General features: G+C 39.3%; 19 protein-coding genes. 10 read left to right on the top strand and 9 right to left on the bottom strand.

Features of this window, described 5'->3' with window-relative positions; translation table 11 throughout:
- Positions 1 to 2 precede the first annotated feature (2 nt).
- Entirely contained in the window at positions 3 to 2,726 is a 2,724-nt protein-coding gene (locus tag L2567_RS08135) for a 2-oxoglutarate dehydrogenase E1 component (RefSeq protein ID WP_235297258.1), read from the bottom strand.
- A 175-nt stretch (positions 2,727 to 2,901) separates the two neighbouring features.
- On the opposite strand from L2567_RS08135, the gene rpsT reads away from it, so the two are divergent.
- The 7 genes from rpsT (at position 2,902) to L2567_RS08100 (ending at position 10,744) form a co-directional block, all read left to right on the top strand.
- On the top strand, positions 2,902 to 3,153 hold the full coding sequence (gene rpsT, locus L2567_RS08130) for a 30S ribosomal protein S20 (protein WP_235297257.1): 252 nt from the start codon (positions 2,902 to 2,904) through the stop codon (positions 3,151 to 3,153).
- Positions 3,154 to 3,440: 287 nt separating this feature from the next.
- Entirely contained in the window at positions 3,441 to 4,028 is a 588-nt protein-coding gene (locus L2567_RS08125; protein ID WP_235297256.1) for an alpha-ketoglutarate-dependent dioxygenase AlkB family protein, read from the top strand.
- Positions 4,029 to 4,100: 72 nt separating this feature from the next.
- On the top strand, positions 4,101 to 4,370 hold the full coding sequence (locus L2567_RS08120) for a hypothetical protein (RefSeq protein WP_235297255.1): 270 nt from the start codon (positions 4,101 to 4,103) through the stop codon (positions 4,368 to 4,370).
- A gap of 11 nt (positions 4,371 to 4,381) precedes the next feature.
- Entirely contained in the window at positions 4,382 to 5,236 is an 855-nt protein-coding gene (locus L2567_RS08115; protein WP_235297254.1) for a M48 family metallopeptidase, read from the top strand.
- A gap of 106 nt (positions 5,237 to 5,342) precedes the next feature.
- Positions 5,343 to 6,086 carry a Bax inhibitor-1/YccA family protein gene (locus L2567_RS08110; RefSeq protein WP_235297253.1) on the top strand — a complete coding sequence of 248 codons (744 nt, stop codon included), beginning with the start codon at positions 5,343 to 5,345 and terminating at the stop codon, positions 6,084 to 6,086.
- Positions 6,087 to 6,539: 453 nt separating this feature from the next.
- The gene (ahcY, locus tag L2567_RS08105; protein ID WP_235297252.1) at positions 6,540 to 7,850 is read left to right on the top strand and encodes an adenosylhomocysteinase; all 1,311 of its coding nucleotides are present in this window, start codon (positions 6,540 to 6,542) and stop codon (positions 7,848 to 7,850) included.
- Between the two features lie 197 nt (positions 7,851 to 8,047).
- Positions 8,048 to 10,744, top strand: coding sequence for a hypothetical protein (locus L2567_RS08100; RefSeq protein WP_235297251.1), 2,697 nt, complete (start codon positions 8,048 to 8,050; stop codon positions 10,742 to 10,744).
- Between the two features lie 150 nt (positions 10,745 to 10,894).
- On the opposite strand, the gene L2567_RS08095 is transcribed toward L2567_RS08100, so the two are convergent.
- The 3 genes from L2567_RS08095 to L2567_RS08085 form a co-directional block, all read right to left on the bottom strand.
- The gene (locus L2567_RS08095) at positions 10,895 to 11,638 is read right to left on the bottom strand and encodes a succinate dehydrogenase/fumarate reductase iron-sulfur subunit (protein WP_235297250.1); all 744 of its coding nucleotides are present in this window, start codon (positions 11,636 to 11,638) and stop codon (positions 10,895 to 10,897) included.
- 93 nt (positions 11,639 to 11,731) lie between these two features.
- Positions 11,732 to 13,726, bottom strand: a complete 1,995-nt coding sequence (locus L2567_RS08090) for a fumarate reductase/succinate dehydrogenase flavoprotein subunit (RefSeq protein WP_235297249.1) — start codon at positions 13,724 to 13,726, stop codon at positions 11,732 to 11,734.
- An 18-nt stretch (positions 13,727 to 13,744) separates the two neighbouring features.
- Positions 13,745 to 14,440, bottom strand: a complete 696-nt coding sequence (locus L2567_RS08085; protein WP_235297248.1) for a succinate dehydrogenase cytochrome b subunit — start codon at positions 14,438 to 14,440, stop codon at positions 13,745 to 13,747.
- A gap of 128 nt (positions 14,441 to 14,568) precedes the next feature.
- On the opposite strand from L2567_RS08085, the gene L2567_RS08080 reads away from it, so the two are divergent.
- The 3 genes from L2567_RS08080 (at position 14,569) to L2567_RS08070 (ending at position 18,597) form a co-directional block, all read left to right on the top strand.
- Positions 14,569 to 15,084, top strand: a complete 516-nt coding sequence (locus L2567_RS08080) for a hypothetical protein (protein WP_235297247.1) — start codon at positions 14,569 to 14,571, stop codon at positions 15,082 to 15,084.
- 212 nt (positions 15,085 to 15,296) lie between these two features.
- Positions 15,297 to 17,474 carry a ribonuclease R gene (gene rnr, locus L2567_RS08075; RefSeq protein WP_235297246.1) on the top strand — a complete coding sequence of 726 codons (2,178 nt, stop codon included), beginning with the start codon at positions 15,297 to 15,299 and terminating at the stop codon, positions 17,472 to 17,474.
- A 418-nt stretch (positions 17,475 to 17,892) separates the two neighbouring features.
- Complete coding sequence (locus L2567_RS08070) at positions 17,893 to 18,597, top strand: hypothetical protein (RefSeq protein WP_235297245.1); 705 nt, start codon at positions 17,893 to 17,895, stop codon at positions 18,595 to 18,597.
- 2 nt (positions 18,598 to 18,599) lie between these two features.
- Here L2567_RS08070 and L2567_RS08065 read toward each other — a convergent pair whose 3' ends face one another.
- From L2567_RS08065 to L2567_RS08045, 5 genes are all read right to left on the bottom strand, one after another.
- Positions 18,600 to 19,916 (bottom strand): TolC family protein, encoded by a 1,317-nt coding sequence (locus L2567_RS08065; protein WP_235297244.1) that lies wholly within the window; start codon positions 19,914 to 19,916, stop codon positions 18,600 to 18,602.
- Entirely contained in the window at positions 19,913 to 22,978 is a 3,066-nt protein-coding gene (locus tag L2567_RS08060) for an efflux RND transporter permease subunit (protein ID WP_235297243.1), read from the bottom strand. Before L2567_RS08060 ends, L2567_RS08065 begins: the two co-directional genes overlap by 4 nt.
- Positions 22,975 to 24,036 carry an efflux RND transporter periplasmic adaptor subunit gene (locus L2567_RS08055; protein WP_235297242.1) on the bottom strand — a complete coding sequence of 354 codons (1,062 nt, stop codon included), beginning with the start codon at positions 24,034 to 24,036 and terminating at the stop codon, positions 22,975 to 22,977. Before L2567_RS08055 ends, L2567_RS08060 begins: the two co-directional genes overlap by 4 nt.
- A gap of 149 nt (positions 24,037 to 24,185) precedes the next feature.
- Positions 24,186 to 25,298: a glycosyltransferase gene (locus L2567_RS08050; RefSeq protein WP_235297241.1), complete on the bottom strand. Its 1,113-nt coding sequence runs from the start codon at positions 25,296 to 25,298 to the stop codon at positions 24,186 to 24,188.
- Complete coding sequence (locus tag L2567_RS08045) at positions 25,298 to 25,768, bottom strand: hypothetical protein (RefSeq protein ID WP_235297240.1); 471 nt, start codon at positions 25,766 to 25,768, stop codon at positions 25,298 to 25,300. Before L2567_RS08045 ends, L2567_RS08050 begins: the two co-directional genes overlap by 1 nt.
- Positions 25,769 to 26,142: the final 374 nt, after the last annotated feature.

Below are 26,142 nucleotides of genomic sequence, written 5' to 3'. Positions count from 1 at the left end.
TATTACCCCAAAGCTCTATCCACCAACTCTGCCTGCTCTTTATCATGCACTTTCTTAAACCCTGTGGCGGGAGAAGCGCTTGCTTTTCTAGAGATGACCTGAATATTGGTCTCTCTTAATTGATTTAAAATAAAGTACCAGGCTCCCATGTTCTTAGGTTCTTCCTGAACCCACAAAAAGTCAGCTTTCTTATATTTTTCAAAAATCTCCTTAATTTGATTCTCAGGAAATGGATAAAGTTGTTCAAGTCTGACCAAGACGACATCATCGCGTTTGTTTTCCTGCTTTTTCTCCAAAATGTCGTAGTAAACCTTGCCACTACATAATACAACCCTCTTGGTTTTTGATACGGTTTCATGATCTGTGATCACCTCCTGAAATCTGTGATTCGAAGTAAACTCAGATTTGTCTGAAACACAAAGTGGATGCCTTAACAGCGATTTTGGAGACATCACAACCAATGGTTTTCGAAAAGGCCTGGCTAACTGTCTTCGCAGCGCATGAAAAAAGTTGGCTGGAGTGGTTATGTTGGCTACCGTCAAATTATATTCGGCACAGGCTGCCAGATATCGCTCTAGTCTTGCTGATGAATGTTCAGGTCCTTGACCTTCATACCCATGAGGCAAGAGCATGACGATGCCGCTCATCCTTTGCCACTTACTCTCTCCCGCACTGATGAACTGATCAAAAATGGTCTGAGCACCATTGGCGAAATCACCAAACTGGGCTTCCCAAAGTACTAAAGCGTCAGGTGTTGCTAAAGAATATCCGTATTCAAAACCTAAAACTCCAAATTCGGAAAGCAAAGAATTGTAAATCATAAATCTGCCCTGATCCTCAGTAATACCGCTCAATCGATTGTAATCTTCGTAAGTCTTGGCATCGTTGAAAATAGCGTGTCTGTGGGAAAAAGTACCTCGCTTTACATCCTGGCCACTCATTCTGACATTCTTACCCTCTATCAGAATTGAACCATAAGCCAATAATTCTGCCAATGCCCAATCTAATTTATTGTCATCCAGTAATTTTTGCTTACCTTTTTGCAAACGATTGATTTTACTAAGCAGAGTAAAATCTTCAGGTACGGACATTAAATGGTCCAGAATTTTATCTACGTTTTTCTTAGTAATCCCTGTTTTAGGAGATTGAAGATAATCTTTAGCCTCCGTTTTCTTTGTCAATGATCTCCACGCTTGCTCTGGCTCCTGATAGGTGTATGGAAGATCTTTCTCTTTGACAAGATCCAGTCTGTCCTGAAGGGTATTCCAGAATTCTTCTTCCAGCTTTTCAGCGGTTCCTTTGTCTACTTCATTGGATTGCATCAATTTTTCAGCGTAGATTTCTCTCGGACTTTTGTGATCGTTGATGAATTCATACATCTGGGGTTGTGTAAATTTAGGATCATCTCCCTCGTTATGACCATGTTTTCTATAGCATACCATGTCGATGAAGACGTCATTATTAAATAACTGACGGTATTCAGTTGCTAACTCTGCGGCATAAATCACAGCGTCAGGATTGTCGCCATTGACATGAAAAACAGGAGCCTGAACAATACTGGCAACTCCTGTAGAATAAGTTGATGATCTGGCATCATCAAAGTCGGTTGTAAAGCCAATCTGATTGTTGATCACAAAGTGAATGGTACCCCCTGTAAAGTAACCTTTAAGTTTGCTCATCTGCACCGTTTCAAAAACCACACCTTGTCCTGCAAGTGCAGCATCACCATGAATCAAAATAGGAAGTATCTGATCATAGTCACTTTCATAAAGTATGTCAGCCTTAGCTCTGGCAAAGCCTTCGACTACCGTATTTACAGCCTCCAAATGAGAAGGATTGGGCGTTAATTTTAAATGAACGGTCTTGCCAGAAGGCGTGTCCACCATGGAAGAAAATCCTAAATGATATTTAACATCACCGTCTCCAAAACTTAGGTCTGGAATGGCAGTACCTTCGAACTCACTAAAGATGCTTTCGTAGGTCTTACCCATAATATTGGCCAAAACATTTAACCTTCCCCTATGCGCCATTCCGATGATCACCTCCTGAACTTTATCTGCAGCACCTGTATTGATAATGGCATCAATTGCTGGTATGGTTGTTTCTCCACCTTCTAGTGAAAAACGCTTTTGACCAACATATTTGGTGTGCAAGAATTTCTCAAAAATGGTAGCCCCATTCAGCTTTTCAAGTATGCGCTCCCGCTTTTCATGTCCCAAACCATAGTCTTCACTTAAATCTCTTCCTTCGATCTTTTGTCTCAACCAAAGTCGCTTTTCACGATTCTCAATGTGGGCATATTCTATACCTAAGTCACTGGTATAAACTTTCGAAAGTTGATCCAAAATTTGCTTTAGCGTAGCATTTTTCATTCCGATCTCTTCGCCAGCCACAAATACGTCATCCAGATCAGATTCGTCGAGATTATAATCGCTCAGAGACAAATGCGGACTTCTATCTCTTCTACTTCTAATGGGATTAGTAGTAGATAAAAGATGCCCTCTACTTCTATAGCCGTGTATGATAGAAAGTACGCCAAACTCCTTTGTCACATTACTATTACTCAGAGCGTGATCCACCGTACCATTTCCATTTGATCCGAATTCAAAACCTTCGAAAAAGGTTCTCCATTCTTGATCAACTTGATAAGGATCAGACTTATACTTGTTGTACATGTCTTCTATATAGGTAGGATGGGCATTAAAAACGTATGAATAATCTGGCATAGTCTGCATTTTTCAGTTCCATAATTAACGTACAGAACCTTAATTTGTTGGATTTTTAAAAATTTTTGCCAAGATAATGCCAATCACATGATTTACTATAAATTATAGCAGATTATCTTGTATATTTATAAAATTATTGTAAATTTGCACTCCGAATTTAAAAAAGATAAGATTTATGGCTCATCACGCCTCAGCTAAGAAAAGGATTAGACAGGACTCTGCAAAGAGAATCAGTAATAGATATTACAAGAAATCAACTAGAACTGCTATTCGTAAATTGAGAGAAATGGAAGACAAAAATGAAGCGTCCAAGTATCTCCCTAAAGTCGTAAGCATGATAGACAAATTAGCAAAGTCAGGAAACTGGCACGCCAATAAAGCATCGAACCTGAAAGGTAAGTTGACCAGAATGGTCAATGCGATGTAATTGAAATAACTCAAGAAAAATAAGAGGCATATTCGAAAGAGTATGCCTTTTTTATTTGCCTAAAAGCAAAGAGAAAAGGTGCAAAGACGATGAAGTCGATGCACCTTTATAAATCTAGGATATAAGCGTATGGTTAATAATCTTTTGTATAGTGTTCTCATTTACAAAAGCTATAAACAAGATGGCTATTGTACTTACATGCCCTATGTCAAAAGGTCAATAATGTCAGAATTGTCAAGAATGTTATATTTTAAATGTCAGGTAGGTATCAAATGAACCGGTGAATCATGTTAACAGAGAAAAAAATTCTAATTGAGGATGGAGAAATACAATATTTTCCTGCTTTTTTAAACAAAGACGATGCTTCAAAGCTTTTAAACCATTTTATTCAAGAAGTACCCTGGCGTAAAGATCGCATTACCATATTTGGCAAGACATACGATGTTCCAAGATTACAAGCGTGGTACGGAGATGAAGGCGCCATCTACTCCTATAGTAACATAGATTTAAATCCAATTCCGTGGACCAAGGAGCTACTTACTATTAAAAATCGCATTGAAAAATACAGTCATCAGGGATTTAACTCTGTCCTTTTAAACCTTTACCGTGATGGATCGGATAGTAATGGATGGCACAGTGACGATGAAAAGGAACTAGGTCCAGAGCCGGAAATTGCGTCTATTTCTATTGGACAGGAACGCGTATTTCAGTTGAAACATAAAAGTAAGCCATTAAAAGAGCGGATTATTCTTGAAAATGGAAGTTTATTGATAATGAGAGGGTCCTTACAGAAGTTTTGGAAACATCAGATCCCCAAATCGAAAAAGACTATGAAACCCAGGATAAATCTGACTTTCAGAAAAATCATTACATGATTTAGATGATATTCAATATCTTGACAGAACATTTGCAAGATAAAAGTAATATAATACATATAAATTCTGGTTATGGATTTTAGAACAGAATGGAGCAGTTGGGTGATGGTGGTTTTTATGATGATTATTGCCTATGTCATTTATCCATGGGGAGATCATGAGTCTGTGCTGATGTATGTTACTCAGGTTTTAGGATTACCTTTGGCAGCAATTGCAATTGCCTGTATTCCCGTTTTGATCTATTGCTATATCGTCAAAGTTATCCCTGACATTGACTACTCCATTAGACTGGCATTCGTTTACATGTTATTTCTCTTGGTCAAATTCCTAATCACCGGTTAAATTTATAAATCATGTTACGTAGAAGAAGTCAACAAGGTAGATATTACGGAGGAACGGGTGATCCTTACAGCAGAAAAGGAAGAGGTGCAGGAACGAGCCGATTTAAAATCATGCTATTCATTGGTCTGGCTATGGCCGTTTTTCAAGCTTTTAAATACTTTACAAATACCCAGGTTAATCCCGTGACTGGTGAAACGCAGCGTGTTCAATGGACTCTGGAAGAGGAAGTAGCCCTAGGTATTCAAGCTGCACCACAGATGGCACAGCAGTACGGCGGATTATATGCAGATCAAAGGGCCCAGGATTACCTGGACAGGGTAGGGCAGCGACTGATGAATACGCCCACTGGACAAGAATCAGAGTATCCTTATGAATTTCACTTGCTGGCCGATCCTAACACCGTGAATGCATTCGCTTTGCCGGGCGGACAAACCTTTATTACTTATGCTTTGTTTAATCAGCTCGAAAATGAAGATCAACTGGCGGGGATAATGGGTCACGAAATTGGACATGTCATTGAAAGACATGGAGCAGAGAGAATGGCTAGATCAGGCTTCATTCAGGGTATTATTCAGAGCATTTTGATTGGTGCTGGTGGGGATGCGACAATGGCTCAGATAGCTAATGTAGTAGGTCAATATACCAGTATGAAATATGGTCGGGATCAGGAACTTGAGTCAGATGAATGGGGAGTCAAGTTAATGATTGAATCAGGTTATGACCCTGAGGCTCTTATTGGAGTCATGGATATCTTAGAAAAGGCATCAGGAGGAGCAAGAGTACCTGAATTTCAGAGTTCACATCCAAGTCCCGAAAATAGAAGGGAAAAAATAAGGGAGGCCATCGAAAAATATGAAAATCAATAAGACCAATCTTTCCCCCTGATCGACTAATTGCGGAACTCTATATCGTCAATTATTTGTTATACATTTGACGAAGATTAGATTGAATTAACTTAAAACAATGAGATAAATGTCAAGAAGAAGAATTTTTGGAGGGAACAACCCTATGCTGAAGGAAGAGACCTTATATAGAAATGATCAGGCAGTAAGTTACACGGGTGTAGAGAGAATGACAGTAACAGGAGCGGTCAACAAAACTATAATGTTGACGGGAATCTTGCTTGTCACAGCATTCTACAGCTTTGCTAATCCTTCCCCTTTGTTTATTTGGGGTGGCGCTATTGCAGGTCTAATTACAGTGTTGGTTGCGAGTTTTAAACCTACTACATCGCCGATTGCAGCACCACTTTATGCTGGATTCGAAGGGTTATTTGTAGGTGGAATATCTGCTCTTTATGCAGCACAATCAGGTGGTATCATCATTCAGGCTGTAAGCGCTACTATTTGTGTTTTGATTACCATGCTGATTTTGTATCGCACGGGAGTCATTAAAGTCACGCAGAAATTAAGATCTGGAATTATTATGGCAACTGGAGCAGTCTTACTGGTCTACGTTTTATCGTGGGTACTTGGATTTTTCGGGATTAATCTTCCGTTTTTGCACACGAGTGGTCCGATTGGTATAGGAATTAGTTTGGTTATCATAGGTATTGCAGCAATGAATCTGCTGTTAGATTTTGATTTTTTCGAAAAAGGAGAGGAAGCAGGTATGCCGAGATATATGGAATGGTTTGCCGGAATGGGATTATTGGTCACCCTGGTGTGGCTTTATGTGGAAATATTGAGACTGATGTCTATTTTAAACAGAGATTAAAGTCTAGTGTAGAATAAAAGATAAAGCTCCGGTCATCCATCGGGGCTTTTTTTTTGAATATAGATAAAGCAGGAAATAGCCGGTATGTCCTTTCGAACATACCGGCGGGATTTTAAAACCAAAGGTTTCTTCATTTTCCTATACTCAAAGTACCCATATAAGCGTATGGCTCAGACTGCACTGATGTGCGGTCAGAGTTATTGGTTTAATAGATTTGTTGTAGGCTACCGTTGTGTTTTAGTGTTGCACATAAGGAAGAAACAGTAACATCGTTTTGCCCTCATGTTTTATTGCAAGCTTATGGTGTTTTGTCGCATACTAGTTACGGAAAATGTTTACTACTTAACAATTTAGAGGCCTTGTAAACAAATGTCTTGTTTATTTGTAAAAATGTAGGACTAGGAAAACACTAGATAATATCGTACTTTTGCGAGCTGAAAATAAAAATGTAAGATGAGCACAACAACACAATTAAATTACAAAGTTAAAGATATCAATCTTGCCGATTGGGGAAGAAAAGAAATAGAATTGGCGGAAGCTGAAATGCCTGGTCTTATGGCATTGAGAGAGGAGTTTGGACAAACAAAGCCACTGAGAGGTGCCAGAATTGCAGGATGCCTACATATGACCATACAGACAGCGGTATTAATTGAAACGCTTGTGGAATTAGGTGCAGAGGTAACCTGGTCAAGTTGTAATATATTTTCTACTCAAGATCAAGCCGCGGCAGCAGTAGCCGCTGCAGGAATTTCTGTTTTTGCATGGAAAGGAATGACTGAGGAAGAATTTGATTGGTGTATAGAACAAACCTTGACTGCTTTTGAAGATGGTAAGCCATTAAACATGATTTTAGATGATGGTGGAGATCTTACAAACATGGTCTTGGATAGATACCCAGAATTAGTAGGAGGTATTAAAGGAATTTCAGAAGAAACCACAACGGGAGTTCACAGACTTTACGAAAGACAACTGAAAGGAACGCTACCTCTCCCAGCCATTAACATTAATGATTCTGTGACTAAATCAAAATTTGACAATAAATATGGCTGCAAAGAGTCATTGGTTGATGCTATTAGAAGAGCGACAGATGTAATGATGGCCGGAAAAGTTGCAGTTGTTGCAGGATATGGAGACGTAGGTAAAGGTTCTGCTGCGTCCCTCCGAGGTGCAGGTGCGAGGGTGATTGTCACTGAGATCGATCCGATATGTGCTCTTCAGGCCGCTATGGATGGTTTCGCAGTTTTAAAGATGGAGAATGCTATTCCTCAAGCAAATATCGTAGTTACAGCTACCGGCAACTTCAATATCATAACGGAAAGACATTTTAGAATGATGAAGGACAAGACCATCGTTTGTAATATCGGTCATTTTGATAATGAGATCGATATGGCTTGGTTGAATAAAAACTATGGGGATACCAAAGTGGAAATCAAACCTCAGGTAGATAAATATACCATTGATGATAACGATATCATTTTATTGGCTGAGGGACGCCTAGTGAATTTAGGATGTGCTACTGGTCACCCCTCTTTTGTAATGTCTAACTCATTCACCAATCAAGTGCTTGCGCAGATAGAGTTATGGGAGAATGCTGGAAACTATAACAATGAGGTTTATATGTTGCCCAAACACTTGGACGAAAAAGTAGCTCGCTTACATTTAGAGAAAATCGGCGTTGAATTGGAAGAACTCAGTAAAGAGCAGGCGGATTACATTGGTGTTAAACCGGAAGGCCCGTTTAAGCCTGAATATTACAGATATTAGGATAAAACATTAAAATACTGCTATAGAGAATGGATGATTTTCATTCTTATAGCTGATAAAAGCTCGAGTGACGAATGTTGTTCGAGCTTTTTTTATGGTGTATGGATCCTTCTTCGAACAGTGTTAAAGCAAATCACCCGCCTGGGTGATAGATTTTAGATCCATCCCCGTTAACTTAAAGGTCTAATCTACTCATGATGAAAAATTTGCTTATACTGGTATTCACCTTTATCCCTTTATCAGTTTTTAGTCAGACACTATATTGGGTCAATAAAAGCGGTGGGAATTTCGGAGATCCTGCCAATTGGTCACAAACCTCTGGTGGATCGGGTAATGAGGGAGTACCAAATTCATTCACTGATGTGGTCTTTGATAAAAACTCTGGTCTTGCTGCTGGGGTTGATATTATATTTGAAGAAGGTGAGGATTATAACGTTAGATCTTTTGTGGTAGACCAATTTGCCGGAGCATTTACATTTCGATTTGAAGGTAGTTCTTTCAGTAGTACCACCTTAACCATTCATCAGAACCTCGAGTTTAAGGAGGATGTCCTAATGGTTTATGTCAATCCAGGAGCTTTTAATAACCAAATTTTATTTGATGGGGAAGAGATTACCCATAGGATTTTCACATTAGGTCAAGATTTAAATCATGTAGAATTTAGACATCCAAATGCTTTGTATGTGCAGGATTCTGACTTATATGCCACAGCAAGAATAAGAATGTACGGTGGAGAATGGTTTACACAGGGATTCGATGTGAGAACAGAAGGTGATTTAATTTTCCAGGATAACCAATCGTCTACCGATCCATATCCTAAAGAATTCAACACCAGTGGATCAAGTATTTATTGTCAGGAATACTTTGCAAAATTTGTTTATGGGTCTCTGCAAGTCAATGGCCTGCATACCATTCATGTTAAAACTTTTATCGGTAATCCTAGTCAAACAACCGTTCCTACACTTTACGATAAAATTGTACTTGAAAACTATGAACCTACCTTCCTGGTAGAAGACAATAATATAGATTGTGCCGGCTGTAGTTTTAATCAAATCATAATAGAGGATATTAATGCAACTAAAATTGGCGGAGGCCTGGAAATTCAGACGTTAACTATTAATAGCATCAATTCTATTATAAAAATCAATGGTGGAAATGGAAGAGATAATACTATTGCCTTAGGAACTGTGAATGCGCCATCTACAGGAGATTGTAACCAAATGCCGATCATAGAAAACATCCATACTGATATCGCAGAATTACATGCTGCAAATGCTTCTTTAACCTTATCAAGAATGAAGCTTAATAACATTCAAGCAGGCCCTGAAGGCAGTTATAATCTTAGTGGTGGCATTCTCACAGGTAGTTCCAGCGGTTGGAACATAGTGAATCAGCTGCCCTCGAATACTTTTTACTGGCGCAATTACAGTGGAAATTTTTTATGGGATGATTGGAAAAACTGGGACAATGACATGGATATTGAAAATTGTCTTCCTAGCGAATTAGATGATGTAGTAATTGATAACAACTCGGCAGGAAATATCATGATACCTGCCAACTATGATGCAAAATGTAAGCATTTCACATGGATCAAAAATAATGGTTTGATTACGCTGACCTTGAATGAAGATCTGAACATTAATGGAAGCTTATTATCTTCTAAGTTTGCACTTTTTTCAGGTATAGGAAAGCTGAGAATGAAAGGAGTTGGGTCATTTTCAATAGAATCTAATGCTACATTACCTGATTTGTGTTTCGAAAGTGTAGGAACTGAATATAAATTGGATGCAGACCTAGATTGCAATAGTTTGCTATTTGAGGGTGCCGATTTTCGAACCAATGGATTTGATATAACAACCAACTCCTGGAGGGTAGGAAACAACGATGGCAACAATTTTTATTTCGGAAGTAGCATAATCTCTGTGCAAGGGCTTTTAGAATTAGCCATAAATAACGGAGTGGCGCAAATAATCGAACCGGGAACCAGCAGTCTAATTTGTCAAGATTTCAAATCCTTTAAGCACTATGATTTTTATGATTTAAGATTGGAGAATTCTAACAGTTTTACGCTGAGCCTCTACTCCTATTCATTCAATAACCTGGAACTTAATGGCTCAGCACTTGTAAAAATTGACCAGGATCTTGAAGTGAATAATTTGCTTTTCATGAAGGAAAATACTGAATTGGAATTGGGTAGTGGTGTTGAACTTAAAGTAAATCAAGGTATTGAGTCGCTGGCGCCTTCTGATAATCCAGCAGTTCTGAATTCACTTAATAGTAACGATAAGGGAACTTTAATCAAATCAAGTGGAAATTTATGTTTGGAAGGTTTCCTGAATATCGAGAATATAGATGCCAATACGGAAGGAATAGCTCACGCCCCATTGGGCAATAATATAGCTGGAAATAGTGGTATAATCTTCACACCCTTACCCACAAGTCAAAGTGTGCCTCTTTATTGGATAGGTTCTACCAGTACCAATTGGGCAACTCGAAGTAACTGGTCCTCTGTGTCCGGAGGTTGCCCTACCAATTTTAATCCTCACAACAGACCTAAACTTATTTTCAACGAGCACAGTCAGTACGAAAATAATCAGGTTATCGTTTTGGCAAGTACTACAACGAATGAAGTGGAATTTAGCAACGTAACTGAAGAATTTACCTTTGACAACCGAGTGAGTCTAAATCTAGGAAAATTAACTTTAGATCATAGTTGGGTGAAGTTTATTGGCAGTGATTATAATATTGACACAGAGGCTATCATTCGGAATGGAAGTATATTGGACGCTAGTTCGAATGAAATGACTGCTCGACAATGGTTGGATTCGAATACAGGAGTAAATAGCTTAATTATTATTAGACCTGGATCCACGATAAGGCAACTTAATAATTGATTTTGTAATTAAAGTCAATGTTGCCTTTCTGATACATCGTAGCGTATGTCAAGGCAAAGAATAGTTGCTCTGATAGATCCTAATGGCTAATCGATAGCTTTTAGCAGCGCACCCTGGGAGATTCTAACGATCAACATTTCTGTTAATGATTTAATCAGTGGTAAAAACGGCACCAATATAACTTCTGTTCATCCGCGCTATATTTTCAAGTGAAATTTCTTTAGGACATTCGGCTTCGCATGCTCCAATATTAGAGCACATGCCAAAACCTTCTTTATCCATTTGGGCAACCATTGCTTTTGTTCTCTTTTTGTGCTCTACCTGTCCCTGTGGTAGAAGCGCCAGGTGTGACACTTTAGCCGCTGTAAAGAGCATAGCAGATCCGTTCGGACAGGCAGCTACACAGGCTCCACAACCTATACAAGTGGCCGCATCAAAGGCTTCCAGTGCATCTTCTTTATCCACAGGAATGGCATTCGCGTCTTGTGCTTGTCCTGTGTTTACCGAGATGAATCCTCCTGCCTGAATAATTCGATCAAATGCAGAACGGTCAGTCACAAGATCTTTAACCACAGGAAACACTGCCGACCTCCAAGGTTCAACCACTATAGTATCTCCATCCTTGTAAGAACGCATGTGAAGTTGACATACAGTCGTACCTTGCTGAGGACCATGTGGTCTGCCGTTAATGACCAGACTACAAGTGCCACAGATTCCTTCTCTACAATCATGTGCAAAAGAAATAGGCTCTTTCTTTTGAGAGATGAGATCTTCATTAAGAACATCCAGCATCTCTAAAAATGACATGTGTTCATCTGCCTCAACTTTGTAGGTCTCCAATTGACCTTTCGCCTTGCTATCTTTTTGTCTCCAGACTTTTAGTGTCAGTTGCATTTGTATTATTTTTTTCGTCCCTGCACACCAGGGTATTTATTTTATTATTGATGCTCGATAACGCAGTTTATTTTACAAGCACCTATATTCCCACTACTTATAGCTTCTTGTTTTCAATTCAACATTTTCAAACTCTAATGGTTCTTTGAAAACTTGAGGGTTTCCATTGTTCCATGACCATGCTGCTGCATAAGTATACTCATCGTCTCTTCTTAGCGCTTCTCCGTCTTCAGTTTGATACTCCTCTCTGAAATGACCACCACAAGATTCATTCCTGTCTAAGGCATCCAAGATCATCACTTCTCCCATTTCCAGGAAATCAGCAACGCGAAGCGCTTTTTCTAACTCTGGGTTATATTCTTCATTTGTGCCGGGAACAAAAACATCGTTCCAGAATTCCTCTCTTAATTCGCGAATCATTTGTCTTGCCTTGGTCAGACCTTCAGCATTTCTAGACATGCCACAATACTCCCAAGTAATTTTACCCAATCTTCGGTGGAAAGATTCCACAGACTGAGAACCATTAATGGTCAATAATTTTTGAATTCGATCTCGAGTATCTTTTTCTGCCTCAATGAAAGCTTGTTCTGATTCACTGATTTCCGGTGTACGAATTTCTTTACTTAAAAATTGGCCAATTGTATACGGAATTACGAAGTAACCATCAGCCAGGCCCTGCATAAGTGCAGAAGCTCCAAGCCTGTTTGCTCCATGGTCTGAAAAATTACACTCACCCAAAGCAAAAAGTCCTGGGACGTTTGTTTCCAGATTATAATCTACCCATATGCCTCCCATCGTATAATGTATGGCTGGATAAATCTTCATGGGCAACACATAAGGATTTTCTCCCGTAATTTTCTCATACATTTGGAACAGGTTGCCATATTTAGCCCTAATAACACCCCTGCCCAACTCTCTTATTTTTTCATCTGAAGCATTTTTAAGTCCTTTAGAGTGAGCCTCTGTTTTTCCATACCTTTCGATGGCTGAACTGAAATCCAGATAAACAGCCAGTCCCGTTTTATTCACTCCAAAGCCCTGATCACACACTGTTTTCGCTGCCCTTGATGCCACATCTCTAGGAACCAGGTTTCCGAAAGCTGGATATCTTCGCTCCAGATAGTAGTCGCGATCTTCTTCAGGAATATCATTTCCAGTTTTCTTTCCCTCTCTTATCGCATCTACATCTTCTTTTTTCTTGGGCACCCATACCCGTCCGTCATTTCTCAATGATTCTGACATCAATGTCAGTTTGGATTGATACTCTCCTGAAACCGGGATGCATGTGGGGTGAATCTGTGTAAAACAAGGATTGGCCATCAAGGCTCCTCTTCTAACCGATCTCCAGGCAGCTGTCACATTGCATTGCATGGCATTGGTGGATAGGTAAAATACATTTCCATATCCACCGGTTGCTATAACTACACAGTGAGCTGCATGTCTTTCTATTTTACCATTCAGGGAATTCCTGGTAATGATTCCTCTGGCCTTACCATCAATTTTAACCAAATCAAGCATCTCGTGCCGATTGTACATTTGGACATTTCCTAGAGAAATCTGCCTTGAAAGCGCCTGATAAGCACCTAATAATAATTGTTGGCCAGTCTGTCCTCTTGCATAGAATGTTCTGGATACCTGGACGCCACCAAATGACCTATTGGCCAAAAGTCCACCATACTCCCTTGCAAACGGAACACCTTGCGCCACACATTGATCAATGATATTTCGACTCACTTCAGCTAATCTGTGAACATTAGCTTCACGAGATCTATAATCTCCTCCTTTTATGGTGTCGTAAAAAAGTCGATAAACGGAATCTCCGTCATTCTGATAGTTTTTAGCTGCGTTGATTCCACCTTGGGCCGCGATACTGTGTGCCCTTCTCGGACTATCGTGAAAAGTAAACGCTTTCACTTTATAGCCTAATTCTCCAAGAGTTGCTGCAGCTGAAGCTCCTGCTAACCCAGTCCCTACTACGATGATTTCTATTCTTCTCTTATTATTCGGAGCCACCAGATTCATTGTCGACTTGTAATTTGTCCACTTTTCGGCCAGGGGGCCTTCAGGTACATTATTCTTAAGTTCCATAATTTCTTTTCTAGTCGATTAAAACAAATAAATATCCAAATAATGAAGTGTTGGGATCAATGCGAAACCAAGAGGTATTAGTATGGCAATAATCTTTCCTACTCCCTGAATAATAGGAGTGTACTTCGGATGATTGAGGCCCAGTGTCTGAAAAGCTGACGCAAAGCCATGCCACAAGTGAAAGGCTAAGACCACCTGTCCAATAAGGTAGATGATCACTAAAACGGGATTGTCAAAGGCAGTAGACACCCTTGTGAAAAGGTCTTTTACAGGAACACCTAAAGAAGCCGACATGACATCAGGCATGTTTCCGAACTTCATTTTAAACCAAAAGTCACCCATATGGATAAATATAAAAGCCAGGATCAGGGTACCTAACAAAGCCATATTTTTGGATGACCATGAGGTCTCATCTGAACTACCTGAAACGGCATAACTGCTTCCCTTAGCTTTTCTATTTTTAAAATATAACAGTATGCCTATAACCGCATGAAGGATAATGAAAAAATAATTTCCATAGGAAATAAATTTAATCAATGGGTTGTGCGTCATAAAGTAAGCATAGGTGTTGAATGCCTCTCCACCATCATTGGTCAGCAGTTGTAAGTTTCCAGCCAAATGGACTACCAAGAACAAAATCAAGAACAAGCCAGTAAGGCTCATGATGAGCTTTCTTCCTATACTTGAGGTCAAAAAATTTACGATCCAGTTCATTATTGTTTATTAAAGTCGGTACAAATGTAATTTTTAAGGTGCGATTTTGTTTTTCATGAGCAAACTAAAGAATTTATTTAGAACAGTTCTAATTTGAAATCAAAAAAAACCATACCTTTGCGTCGTACATGAGTAAAAACAGACCAAGCTTTAGTCAGTTTCTTGACTTTTTTCCTCCAGTTGAACTTCCGATTAATTTGACCGATGAGACTCTAGTGGTTTTTAGCAAGGAAAATAAACCCTTGCCTATGCCATTTGTCAGGGAATACATCATGAAACATGACTTGACAGAACCTGATGAATTCACGGAATATGTTCCTTGTTTTCAGATTCCGGATACAGAGAATTTCGATGCAGTGGTATATTGGAAAGCCCAGCTTTTAAATTATGAGTTCCACTTGGTGACTTTTGACAAGAAGGGTGAATTTATAACAGGAAAAGTCTTGGGCGGAACCATCACCAATGGAAATACAGTCATTAAAACAGTGGCGAGTATAGACCAGGACTGGATCATACATATTGTAAGCGGTGAAGACGATGTTCGGAATCCCGATTACAACCCCGAAGATTCAAAATCCTTTTCTATGGAAATTCTGCCTACGGGAGATGTTATTTTTTCATTGAATGAGAATGAGTTCGAATAGTAAGTGTTCCTTCATCCACGATATTGAACAATGTCTTTCTATTTCGAATTACTTTATTAGATATAGTGAACGATAAGTGGGGTATAAGGTGCAGGTCAACTTTCAGTCTAGAAGCTGATGAGATGCTTGTAAACACATGACCTATCATCCCTCGGTTACTGGGGACTGTTACACTCATAATATTGATATAAACAAATAAACCAAAAATATAAATGGTTAAGAAAAAAAGAATTAAAGGCCAAAAGCTAAAGAGACGACAACTTAAGAATTATATATTAAAGACACTTTCATCTGATCCCGAAAGCCATTTCACTCCGAAACAAGTCGTAAAAACACTTAAAATAAAGAACCATATTGATTCTGTTACGATGACGATGAATGAACTTTCTAACCAAGGTCAACTCATTAAAGTCAAGGAAAATAAATACAAAATCGGCAGCGACAATGGCTTTTCGCAAAAAAGCGGTAAAACCAGAAAAGGAGATATACAGCTGTCAGGAATCGTAGACATGACAAAATCCGGTGCTGCCTATATTATGGTGGAAGGAAAGGCGCAGGATATTTATGTTTCTCCCAGGAATTTAAATGGTGCGATGAATGGAGATAAAGTTTTAATCAATTCATGGACTCCCAAAGGTAGAAGAAAACCGGAAGGAACGGTCATCAAGGTAATCGATCGGTCTGCTACCCATTTTCTGGGCACGGTAAGAATTTTGAAGAACCAGGCATTATTGATGGTAGATAATTTTTACAACAATATAGATATCCGTATACCTTTCAGGCATCTGAATGGTGCCGATGATGGTGATAAAGCCATTGCCAAGATTACTGACTGGGGTAAGCCTGGACAAGATCAGTTTTTGACAGGTAAGGTTGAAACCAATTTGGGTAAAGCTGATTCCAATGATGTGGAAATGAATGCGATTTTAATCAATAACGGATTTAATATTACATTTCCGGAAGAAGTGATAGCTGAAGCGGAAGCCCTGGATGGTGAGATTACAAAAAGTGATGTAGAAGAGCGAAAAGATTTTAGAAAAGTAACCACCATCACGATTGATCCTGATACTGCAAAAGATTTTGACGATGCGCTATCCGTCAGATTATTGGATAATGGTAATATTGAAGTGGGAATCCACATTGCTGATGTAACCCACTTTGTGAAGCAGGGAACCGAGTTGGATAAAGAGGCTTTTAAAAGATCTACTTCCGTCTATTTGGTAGATCGGGTTGCTCCTATGCTTCCTGAACGCATATCTAATGAGCTTTGCTCACTGAGGCCTAATGAGGACAAGTTTACCTTCTCCGCGGTGTTTACTTTTGACAAAAATTACAGAGTGATCGATGAGTGGTTTGGAAAAACGCTGATTCATTCAAATCGAAGGTTTACCTATGAAGAGGCTCAGGAAATCATTGAAACCGGAAAAGGCGATTTTGCAGATGAAGTCTTGCTCTTAAATAAAATCGCCCTGAAATTGCGTAAGGAGAAATTTGCTAATGGAGCCATTTCTTTTGAGTCGGATGAAGTGAAATTCAAGTTGGATGAAAATGGAAAGCCAATAGAAGTCTTCGTAAAGGAAAGAAAGGAGGCACACATGTTAGTAGAGGATTTTATGCTGTTGGCCAATAAGGGAGTAGCCATATTTATAGATAAGAAAAGTGGAGGCGTTGAAATACCCTTTGTATACAGGGTGCATGATGAACCGGATCCCGACAAAGTGAAAGATTTTGCGCTGTTTGCTAAGGAATTGGGTTTTACAATGAAAATTGACACACCTCAGCAGATTATTGATTCTTATAATAGTTTGGGAAAAGCAGCTGAGGAAAATGAGCTTTTGAAAATGTTGGAACCACTGGCGATCAGAACGATGGCAAAAGCCATTTATACCACTGATAATATTGGACATTATGGTTTAGGCTTTGACTTCTACGCCCATTTTACCAGTCCCATTAGGAGGTACGCTGATGTCATGGTGCATCGGGTTTTGTATGCCAATTTAGGAAAGGAACCTAAACGTTGGAACAAACAATCAATGGAAGAACAGGCGGTCCATATTTCTGCACAGGAAAGGAAAGCCATGACTGCTGAAAGAGAAAGCATAAAATACAAATCTGTTGAGTTCATGCAAGGTAAAGAAGGTCAGGTTTTTGACGCAAACATATCTGGTATGATTGATAAGGGAATTTTCGTTCAGCTGAAAGAATCGAAGGCAGAAGGGCTTATCTTGTTTAGTGATTTCAATGAAAGTTTTGAATTGGCAGACAGTAAGTTGAAAGCAGTGGGAAACCGATCTAATCGTGAGTTGAAAATGGGGCAGGAATTGAAGGTAAGATTGCTAGAAGCAGATTTACACGCAAGACAATTGAATTTTGAAGTGGTGGAAGAATAGAAATATCTATCACATCATAATTTTTTTTAATATTTAAGAAACTTATTGTCAATGAGTGCGTTTACATCTATGAATGTTGACTATAAATATTTAATTTTTTAATATATTTATATGTAAGATATTACTGTTTTATTATATATTTGGGAAACAATTGAGCGAAAGGAGACGTTCTATCCTCGTTGCGAACAGAAGATAAAATATCAAAAAATATAAGTGGCACGATTTCTGGATTAATGGTTATCAGTTGTATACGAAATAATCCTAATATGTGCCCGAAGAAGTAGTTTTCTTATTTTGAGACCTTAGTCGAAAAGTCCGGACTTGCTTGCAAGTTCGGACTATTTTTTTGGTATCTATCAAAATGCAATTGACTTTCATTTACGCTGCTCAATACTTGTAATTTCAATCAATACCTCTCATGAGACTATTGCATATACTGTTAATCTTACTTTTGTGCCTAGGTTCATGTCAACAATTTAGAGGTAGCCGTGATGCAGACGGTGGAAAAGAATTGGAGACTTTTCCCTTTCAGGCGAAGAAAAATACCACATCGTCTTCAATTTCCGAATTAGGCCGGTTTCTCTATACAGACAGTGTGTACACTTTTGCAGAAGGCCAGAAATTAATGATCCAGAATAGCCTTCCGAAAGGCGGAGTCATTGCACCTGATGGATCGCAGTATGATGATTCGAAAGGCAGAAGCTTTGCTTTCGCTGTATTTTGGACCAGAGTAGTCAACGAAGGCCATCAAATTCTGGAAATTGACATGTCCTTTCCTTCTGATTCCTTTGCCATTTTTCGGGATAATGATTCTTTCTTGAAATTGTTTTTGCCTGAAGATAGCTTGCACGTGGAGTTTCTTTCTGAATTCAATTATGGTTTGAGGGATTTGAAGACTTATTTGGATTCAAATTTTAATAAATCCACGAAAATGTTCAAGAGGTTGTATCCTGGAGAGGAGCACATGTTTTATATCGCAACGCTTGCCTATCGGGCATCAGGAACGCCGAGAGCAGCTCTGTTTCTAAAGGGCAACAGCATATATTACAAAATGAGTTTATCAGAACTGGAGAATGGAATAGTCCCTTGTGGCCAGATTAGTTTTAAACATGAAGGTTTCTGACTCTATAACCAGGGCTCACCAGAAAGTTCAAGCATCCTGATATAAGCAACAGCCATTTGATAACGAGCACTAATTAGTCTACGCTCAATAGCCAACTTTTGAATACGTATCTGCCTAAGATCAAACTGAGAAATACCACCATTACGAAACAAGGCTTCACCTAGTCTGAAATTTTCATCAGCCAGTTCAAGATTGCCCTCTTCGATTTCTACTTGCTTAGCATGATATTGAAATCGCTGATAAAAAATAAACAGGTTATTCTTCAGTCCAAGACTTAATCTATCTATCGACAATTCTGATATTTGTGTCTGAAGTTTGGCCAGTTCTATTTCTCGGTTTACTCTATACCCATCAAAAATGTTATATGATACTGAGGCGCCTACAAATGGACCGACGGATCGATTGCTAACCAAAAAACCGAAAGTAGAATTAAGGTATCCGATATCAAAACCGGCATTTAGATTAACCCTTGGCTTCATCTGTGCTTCGGCCAATTCGATATTTCTTTGAGCCATTTGTAGAGATTTGCGACTTCGTTTGATTCCGAAATTAGATCGTAAAGCTTTCTCCACCCAGACATCATAATCAGGAGGATTGGCAGGGATTAAAAAGCTAGTATCAACAGTAAAATAGTTGGAGGCTTCTCGGTTCAAGCTGTTGTTAAGTTCTGCAACCGAGAGTTCATAATTCATCATTGCCAACTGCCTTGCTCCTTCAACCTCATTAAGATCTGTTTGTGCCTGTAACACCTCCAATTTAGAAATTGATCCTATCTCCAGCTTAGCTTCTGATAGTTCTACTAAATCCTCCAGGTAGGCGGCATTTTCTTCAAGAATCTCAATCAGTTCTGCCTGGAGAACAAGATCCTGATAGGTTACAGAAATATTGGCGCCTAATGTTTGCGCCTGCTCCTTAACCTCTATTGAAGCTAATTCCAATTCGTCATCAAGCAAATCTCTTCTGACATACATGGCCATGCCATCAAAAACAGTCCAATCCATTCTTGCCCCAACATTGGCACGAAAAGCTGTTCCTAAAGGAATGGCATTGGCTCTTCCATCCAGAAATTGTTGCCTTGTATTACTGACGTTATAAGAAATATCTCCCTGAGCAGTCACAGATGGCAACATTCCTGCAGCACCTTTACCGGTATTAATCTGCGCCTGTGCTTCACGAATATCTGCAATTTCAATGTCTAAATTTTCTTCCAGACCAATTTTTACCGCTTCTTTCAAACTTAAGAGGTTTTGTGCCTTACTTTGAAATCCAGCAAAAACCATTGACATAAAAAGGCTCAGAATGAGTAATCTACTTTTCATAATTGCTCACTAAGTTTAGGTTTCTTCCTTGAGATCAAGAGGTAGATCGCAGGAATGATGTAAAGGGTCAGCAACAATGAAAATAATAAACCACCAATGATGGCCAGTCCCATTGGGATCCTTGATGTGGAAGCAGACCCGAGTGCCAATGCGATTGGTAGTGTTCCTAAAACAGTAGCCAGAGAAGTCATCAAAATAGGTCTTAAGCGTGACGCTGACGCATCCAGTATAGCTTCAGCCTTCGAAGAGGACTGTTGTAATTTTTGATTCGCAAACTCTACAATCAAGATTCCATTTTTAGTCACAATTCCGACTAAGACAATGATACCGATTTGTGAAAAGATATTTAAAGTCTGTCCGAAAAAGTACAAAGTCAATAAGGCACCTAATACAGCCAATGGAACGGTCACCATGATGATAATTGGATCAATATATGACTCAAACTGTGCTGCCAAAGTTAGAAAGACCAACAATAAAGCTAAACCAAACGCGAAAAGAAGTCCACTCGAACTCTCCTGAAGTTCTTTCGAGCTACCAGCCAAAGAGGTAGAGTAGGTTTCATCTAATAATTCATCAGCGATCTTATCCATTTCTTCGATGCCCATCCCTACAGTATAGCCTTCATTTAGTCCGGCATTAATGGTTGCGGATACATATCGGTTGTACCTAAACAGCTGTGGAGGTGAGGAAGTTTCTTCCATATTGATCACTTCTGTTAGTTTGATCAGTCGGCCATTGTCTGAACGCACTCTTGCCTGGGATAGATCGAGTGGAGCATCTCTGTAATTCCTGGCTGCTTCGCCGATGACCTCATATTGCTTGCCATCTTTGATAAAATATCCATATCGTTGGGAAGCAAATAAAAGTTGCAATGTCTCAGCAACATCTTGCACGGATATGCCGAGGGTGCGAGCTTTATCTCTGTCGACCGATACTGTTAACTCAGGTTTGGTAAATTTCAGATTAATGTCTACCACATCGAAAGCTGGATTATCTTCGGCTCTGCTAATAAAATCTGGAATGACCTCCTTTAATTTCTCAAGCGTCGGAGCTTGAATGACATATTGCACAGGCAACCCACCTAGAGATCTGGTGACCTCAATGGTCTGTGGTTCAATGGCAAAAGCACGCGCAAAATTTTTGGAAGCAAGATGAGGACGGATGCTGTTCACTATTTCAGTTTGAGACCTTTCCCGTTGATCAGGTGGCACCAAATTGAAGAAAACAAATCCGGAGTTGACCGAAGTAGAAGATCCAAATCCTGGTGAAGTTACTGAGATATAAGCTTGTCTTTCGGGTATGGTATCCAATAACTCAAGCAGATCTAGCATATATTCATCCATCAGTTCATAGCTGGTCCCTTCCGGGGCAGAGGCAATGACACGAAAAGCACCTTTATCTTCCTTAGGAGCTAACTCTGAGGGAATGGTTTGACTGAGAAAATAAATGCCTATAAATGCGCCAATAATTATAATAGGGGAAAGCCACTTTAACTTTATAAAACCAGCCAGACTTTTTCGATAACCGGAGGTCATTCTGTTAAAAAAGCGCTCGGTAGATTCGTAAAACCAGTTTCTCTTTTCCTTCTTTTTGAGCATTCTTGAGGCCAACATGGGTGTCAAGGTAAGCGACACAAACGTGGATATCACAATTGCTCCTCCTACTACAAATCCGAATTCTCGAAATAATCTTCCAGATAATCCTGAAAGAAATATAACTGGCATGAACACTGCGATTAGTGTAATCGAGGTGGCTAATATCGCAAAGAAAATTTCCTTCGCACCCTCATGTGCCGCCTTGATGGGATCAATGCCTTTTTCAATTTTTTGATAGATGTTTTCAAGCATTACAATGGCATCATCTACTACCAGTCCAGTGGATAACACAACGCCTAATAAGGTCAGAACATTGATGGAATAATCCATAATGTATAAAATGAAAAAGGATCCAATTAATGAGATGGGCATAACTACCACTGGTATAATGGTGGTTCTCCAGTCTCTTAAAAAGATAAAAATGACCAATACTACCAGGGCAAAGGCAATGAATATAGTGTTTTGCACCTCATCGATAGCCGCTCTTATCTGTTCCGTGTTGTCGAAGGCATATCCTACTTGTATGTCATCGGGCAGTTCCTGGGCAATACGGTCGACCCTTTCGTAAATTGCGTCAGCGATTTCTATATAGTTGGCACCCGGCTGAGGCGTAATCGCAACGCCGACCATTGGAATAATGTCTTTTCCCCTTAGTAATGTTCTTTTATTCTGGGCTTCTATCTTGGCTTCACCAACGTCCTTTAATCGAATGATCTGACCACCCTGTTCGCCCAAAATAAGATTGTTAAAATCTTCCTCCGATTCAAGCCTTCCGAAAGTTCTAATGGTAAGTTCCTGCCGATACCCTTCGATCTTACCTGTAGGCAATTCAACATTCTCACGCTGAAGCGCACGTCTGACATCGTTAGGGGCAATTTGTAAGGCTGACATTTTATTGGGGTCTAGACTCAACCTCATGGAGTAAACTTTAGAACCCCATATTCTGATATTCGCTATTCCCTGCACAGTTTGTAAACGTTCTTTGAACATTTTGTCCGCCATATCTGTCAAGTCTAGCAAAGATCTGTTGTTCGACTGTATGGTTAATGCCATAATAGTAGTAGCATCGGCATCGGCTTTGTTGACAATCGGTGTTTCTATATCTGGAGGTAAAGACCTTATGGCCCGTGATACCCGATCTCTGACGTCATTTGCAGCAGCTTCTAAGTCCACATCAATTTCAAACTCTACTGTTACGGTGGATCTTCCGTCAGCACTCACTGAAGAAATGGTTCTGATTCCTGAAATACCATTGATGCTTTCTTCCAGCGGTTCTGTAACCTGAGATTCCATGACATCAGCATTGGCCCCCGGATAGTTTGCTACAACTGAAATGATAGGCGGATCTACCGAAGGGTACTCCCTTACGCCGAGGTAGCTAAAGCCAATGATTCCAAAGACAATCACCACTATCGACAGTACTGACGATAATACTGGTCGCTCTATATTTAAACTGGATAAATTCATAAAGACTTGACTTCAGTGAGGGTTGCTTCTACAGGTGCACCATCGGTGGCTGTTAATATTCCGGTAACAAGAATGGTGTCATTTTCTGTAATTCCACCCAGTATCTGAACATTGGTTGCTGTTCGCATTCCAACCTCCACTTTTTGTGATTTGACCTTCCCTCGCTCTACTTTCATCACTTTTTGGCCATCCAGTACAGGAATGATGGCCTCTGCTGGAATTAACAGTGAACCTTCCTCTGTTTGTATGTCATAAAAAACGTCGGCATAACCACCTGGCATAAACTGGCCTTGGTTATTATTAATCCTGGACCTCATACGCAGAGATCTATTATTTTCGTCCATACTTGGAGAAATCAAATAGATTTTGGTTGTGAAAGTGTCAGAACTAGAGGGTATGGTAAATTGGATTTCATCACCTTGTTTCACAGTACCTGCCAATTTTTCTGGCACAAAAAACTCCAACTTGATGGGATTTAGTCGATGTAATTCTGCAATACCTACGCCTGGTGAAAGGTAGGCGCCTTCGCTTTTTAATTGAACTCCAATGCGGCCTGAGAAGGGTGCAAGGATTAATGTTTTGGCAATTTGAGCATCTAAAACATCAATTTCTGCTTGAATGACCTTCGCCTGATTGGCAAGGCGATCACCTTCTTCTGCGCTGATGGCCTGGATTTCCAATAATTTATTAGCCCTTTGAATCTCTTGCTGTGCATATTCCAGATCTATCTGCAACTTTTTCTTGCGGGCCTGGAGCTCGGAATCATTAATTTTAGCCAATTGTTCTCCTTTTCGCTTGTAATCACCTTCATTAAAATAAATGGACTGAAGATAGCCTGAAACCTCAGAAGAAATCTCAACCTGGTCTTCAGCAATAAAGGAACCAGTCGATGTTGCCTTCTCCTGTAACTTTGATTTCTTTGGAAGGATGGCCTCAGCTTTTAACACTCGGGGTCCAGAGGAAGCGGCAGGTCTGGGACTTGCATCATCCTCCTGATCACAACCCATCAAGCACAAAATAGAGCCAAGGAAAAATATATATGCGAATTTCTTTATCATAAGGTCTTGCTAATGCTATGCATTAAAATGATTGAGGTTCTGAATGGTTTTCAATAATCTCACAAAATAGCGCTCACACGATTAAATAAGGCTTGACCGGTCATAAATTATTTGTTAATAATCTTTAAATACCATTTAAATCAATGAAATCATTTGACCATTCGACCTTTCCATTCGTAGTTACCTTTAGTGAATGTGAATAATCCAGCTACGGCAATATATATAGTCTGAATAAAGAATGCAGGTATAAAGTATTTCAGAGTTTTTTCTTTCCCGAAATAATGACACATATTCTGGAGATACAGATAGTCCATGATGCCCTTAATCAATAGCTGAGTTAACATTACGAAGAGGCTTAATCCATTTGTGAAAGGGATTAGAATTGCATTGATAATGATAGATATCGAAAGAATCCAGATACAGGCGGTCATCCACTTATAGAGTCCATAAGAGAACCGATGGGTCTTTGTAGCCCAACGTTTTCTCTGTTTCCATAAGTCTGTCCAGGATTTGACTGTTGTTGTTGAGACAACTGAATCCTTGGACTTCAAGAAACCTATGACTTCAGGATCCGCTTTGGCGACTGAGTTGATAAAAAATATATCGTCACCTGAAGCCAAATCCTGATTGTTTTCGTAAGGTTTCAGATCGTCAAAGAGGTCCTTTTCAAAAATCAGATTGGCTCCATTGGCCAGAAAATACGTTTTATTATGAATGCCAGCAGCGTGAAAACCCATGGTTCCGCATGTGTCCATGATTTGAAAGTATTCTAAAACATTTTTCTTGCCTTCTAAGGCCACACTGCCTGCTATAAATTTCTTGCTGGTATATTCATAGTAAGATACGATTTCCTTTAACCAATTTCGACCTACGGTGCAGTCAGCGTCGGTAGTCACGATAAGATGACCATTGGAAGCCCTCACACCGGATGCAATGGCACTTTTTTTACCAAATCCTTCAGCATCAATCAATTGAACATCAGTGGGCACTTTGCTTATGGAATCATCCGTAGAGTGGTCATTCACAGCAATGATCTCAAGATACTTTTTTGGATAATTGGACAGTAGGATCGAATGAAGACACGGGCCTAAGTGCTCAGTCTCATTTCGGAAAGGAACGATTACAGTGACTTTCGTATCTGGAAGAAAGTTTGGCGAGAAGTGCCATTCATCTATTTCTTGCCATGAAGTCCATAAATGAGTGATAATAAATATGTAAATGAAAGCAATCAGAATAGATGTAAAATACAGGATTCCAGTCATTACCTACTTTCGTCCCCCTTAAAATAATCATCGTATCGCTTTTCCTTGACTTTACCAAATTCATCGAGATCCAATGGCTCATCGTCAATTTCCTCGTACTCCACAAAATCCGTTTCTGTCCTTGCCTCACTTTCACCAATAAATCTTTTTCTTTGCCTTCCGGCAAAGGCACGGAAAAGTAAGATTGCGAAAACGATTGGGTAAAAGAAAAAGGTGAGAGCTGTTGCTCCTACTCCGTAAAGGGGATTTCTCGCGAATAAACTTCCTAATTGTTTGATGTAATTTATAACCACTTTATAATCTAAAATTAAGGTCACGATCAACATGACGGGAGCCAGGAAATAAAGAAGTTTAAAGATGCCTCTGAGTAGAACAAAGAGTCCAATCAAAATGACAACCATCATGATAATGCCGACCCAATTGCCGAAAGGATTACCTGCTCTTCTTCTATTTTGTGGAATGAATGCCATTATAATACTTTAAGTGTCAAACTAATAAATAAATGGCATTGTTCCAAGTACTAGACAAAGTTCATTAAAACGTCGATCAATGAAAAAGAATGTAAGCTATATTGCAAATGCGCATTGTGAATAAAATAATATTTATTAAATAAAATTAAAGATAAAAACTCTTAAATAACTAATAATGTATTAGTTATGATTTGGCATGAAAATTGTGTATTTTTAGTTGTGCATTTTTTTGTCAATAAATGATTTGCAAAATTGAAAAAGTAATGTATATATTTATCACAAGTTATGAAAAACGAAAGAGCATTTTTGTTCTGTATTTGATCACCAGTTTTCGAAAGGTTTCATAAAATCTTTCAAGTATTTAACACCTTTAG

Source organism: Portibacter marinus, from assembly GCF_021533195.1.
GTDB classification, from domain to species: Bacteria; Bacteroidota; Bacteroidia; order Chitinophagales; family Saprospiraceae; genus Portibacter; species Portibacter marinus.
This window is presented reverse-complemented; position numbering and strand designations above follow the sequence as displayed.

Bases quoted from the DNA above. Each gene is read 5' to 3' on its own strand.
- L2567_RS08085 (WP_235297248.1), bottom strand. From the start codon at position 14,440: ATGAACTGGATCGTAAATTTTTTGACCTCAAGTATAGGAAGAAAGCTC.
- L2567_RS08050 (WP_235297241.1), bottom strand. From the start codon at position 25,298: ATGACTGGAATCCTGTATTTTACATCTATTCTGATTGCTTTCATTTAC.
- L2567_RS08060 (WP_235297243.1), bottom strand. From the start codon at position 22,978: ATGAATTTATCCAGTTTAAATATAGAGCGACCAGTATTATCGTCAGTA.
- L2567_RS08095 (WP_235297250.1), bottom strand. From the start codon at position 11,638: ATGCAACTGACACTAAAAGTCTGGAGACAAAAAGATAGCAAGGCGAAA.
- L2567_RS08065 (WP_235297244.1), bottom strand. From the start codon at position 19,916: ATGAAAAGTAGATTACTCATTCTGAGCCTTTTTATGTCAATGGTTTTT.
- ahcY (WP_235297252.1), top strand. From the start codon at position 6,540: ATGAGCACAACAACACAATTAAATTACAAAGTTAAAGATATCAATCTT.
- L2567_RS08070 (WP_235297245.1), top strand. From the start codon at position 17,893: ATGAGACTATTGCATATACTGTTAATCTTACTTTTGTGCCTAGGTTCA.
- L2567_RS08100 (WP_235297251.1), top strand. From the start codon at position 8,048: ATGAAAAATTTGCTTATACTGGTATTCACCTTTATCCCTTTATCAGTT.
- rpsT (WP_235297257.1), top strand. From the start codon at position 2,902: ATGGCTCATCACGCCTCAGCTAAGAAAAGGATTAGACAGGACTCTGCA.
- L2567_RS08055 (WP_235297242.1), bottom strand. From the start codon at position 24,036: ATGATAAAGAAATTCGCATATATATTTTTCCTTGGCTCTATTTTGTGC.
- L2567_RS08135 (WP_235297258.1), bottom strand. From the start codon at position 2,726: ATGCCAGATTATTCATACGTTTTTAATGCCCATCCTACCTATATAGAA.
- L2567_RS08120 (WP_235297255.1), top strand. From the start codon at position 4,101: ATGGATTTTAGAACAGAATGGAGCAGTTGGGTGATGGTGGTTTTTATG.
- L2567_RS08045 (WP_235297240.1), bottom strand. From the start codon at position 25,768: ATGGCATTCATTCCACAAAATAGAAGAAGAGCAGGTAATCCTTTCGGC.
- L2567_RS08110 (WP_235297253.1), top strand. From the start codon at position 5,343: ATGTCAAGAAGAAGAATTTTTGGAGGGAACAACCCTATGCTGAAGGAA.
- L2567_RS08125 (WP_235297256.1), top strand. From the start codon at position 3,441: ATGTTAACAGAGAAAAAAATTCTAATTGAGGATGGAGAAATACAATAT.
- L2567_RS08115 (WP_235297254.1), top strand. From the start codon at position 4,382: ATGTTACGTAGAAGAAGTCAACAAGGTAGATATTACGGAGGAACGGGT.
- rnr (WP_235297246.1), top strand. From the start codon at position 15,297: ATGGTTAAGAAAAAAAGAATTAAAGGCCAAAAGCTAAAGAGACGACAA.
- L2567_RS08080 (WP_235297247.1), top strand. From the start codon at position 14,569: ATGAGTAAAAACAGACCAAGCTTTAGTCAGTTTCTTGACTTTTTTCCT.
- L2567_RS08090 (WP_235297249.1), bottom strand. From the start codon at position 13,726: ATGGAACTTAAGAATAATGTACCTGAAGGCCCCCTGGCCGAAAAGTGG.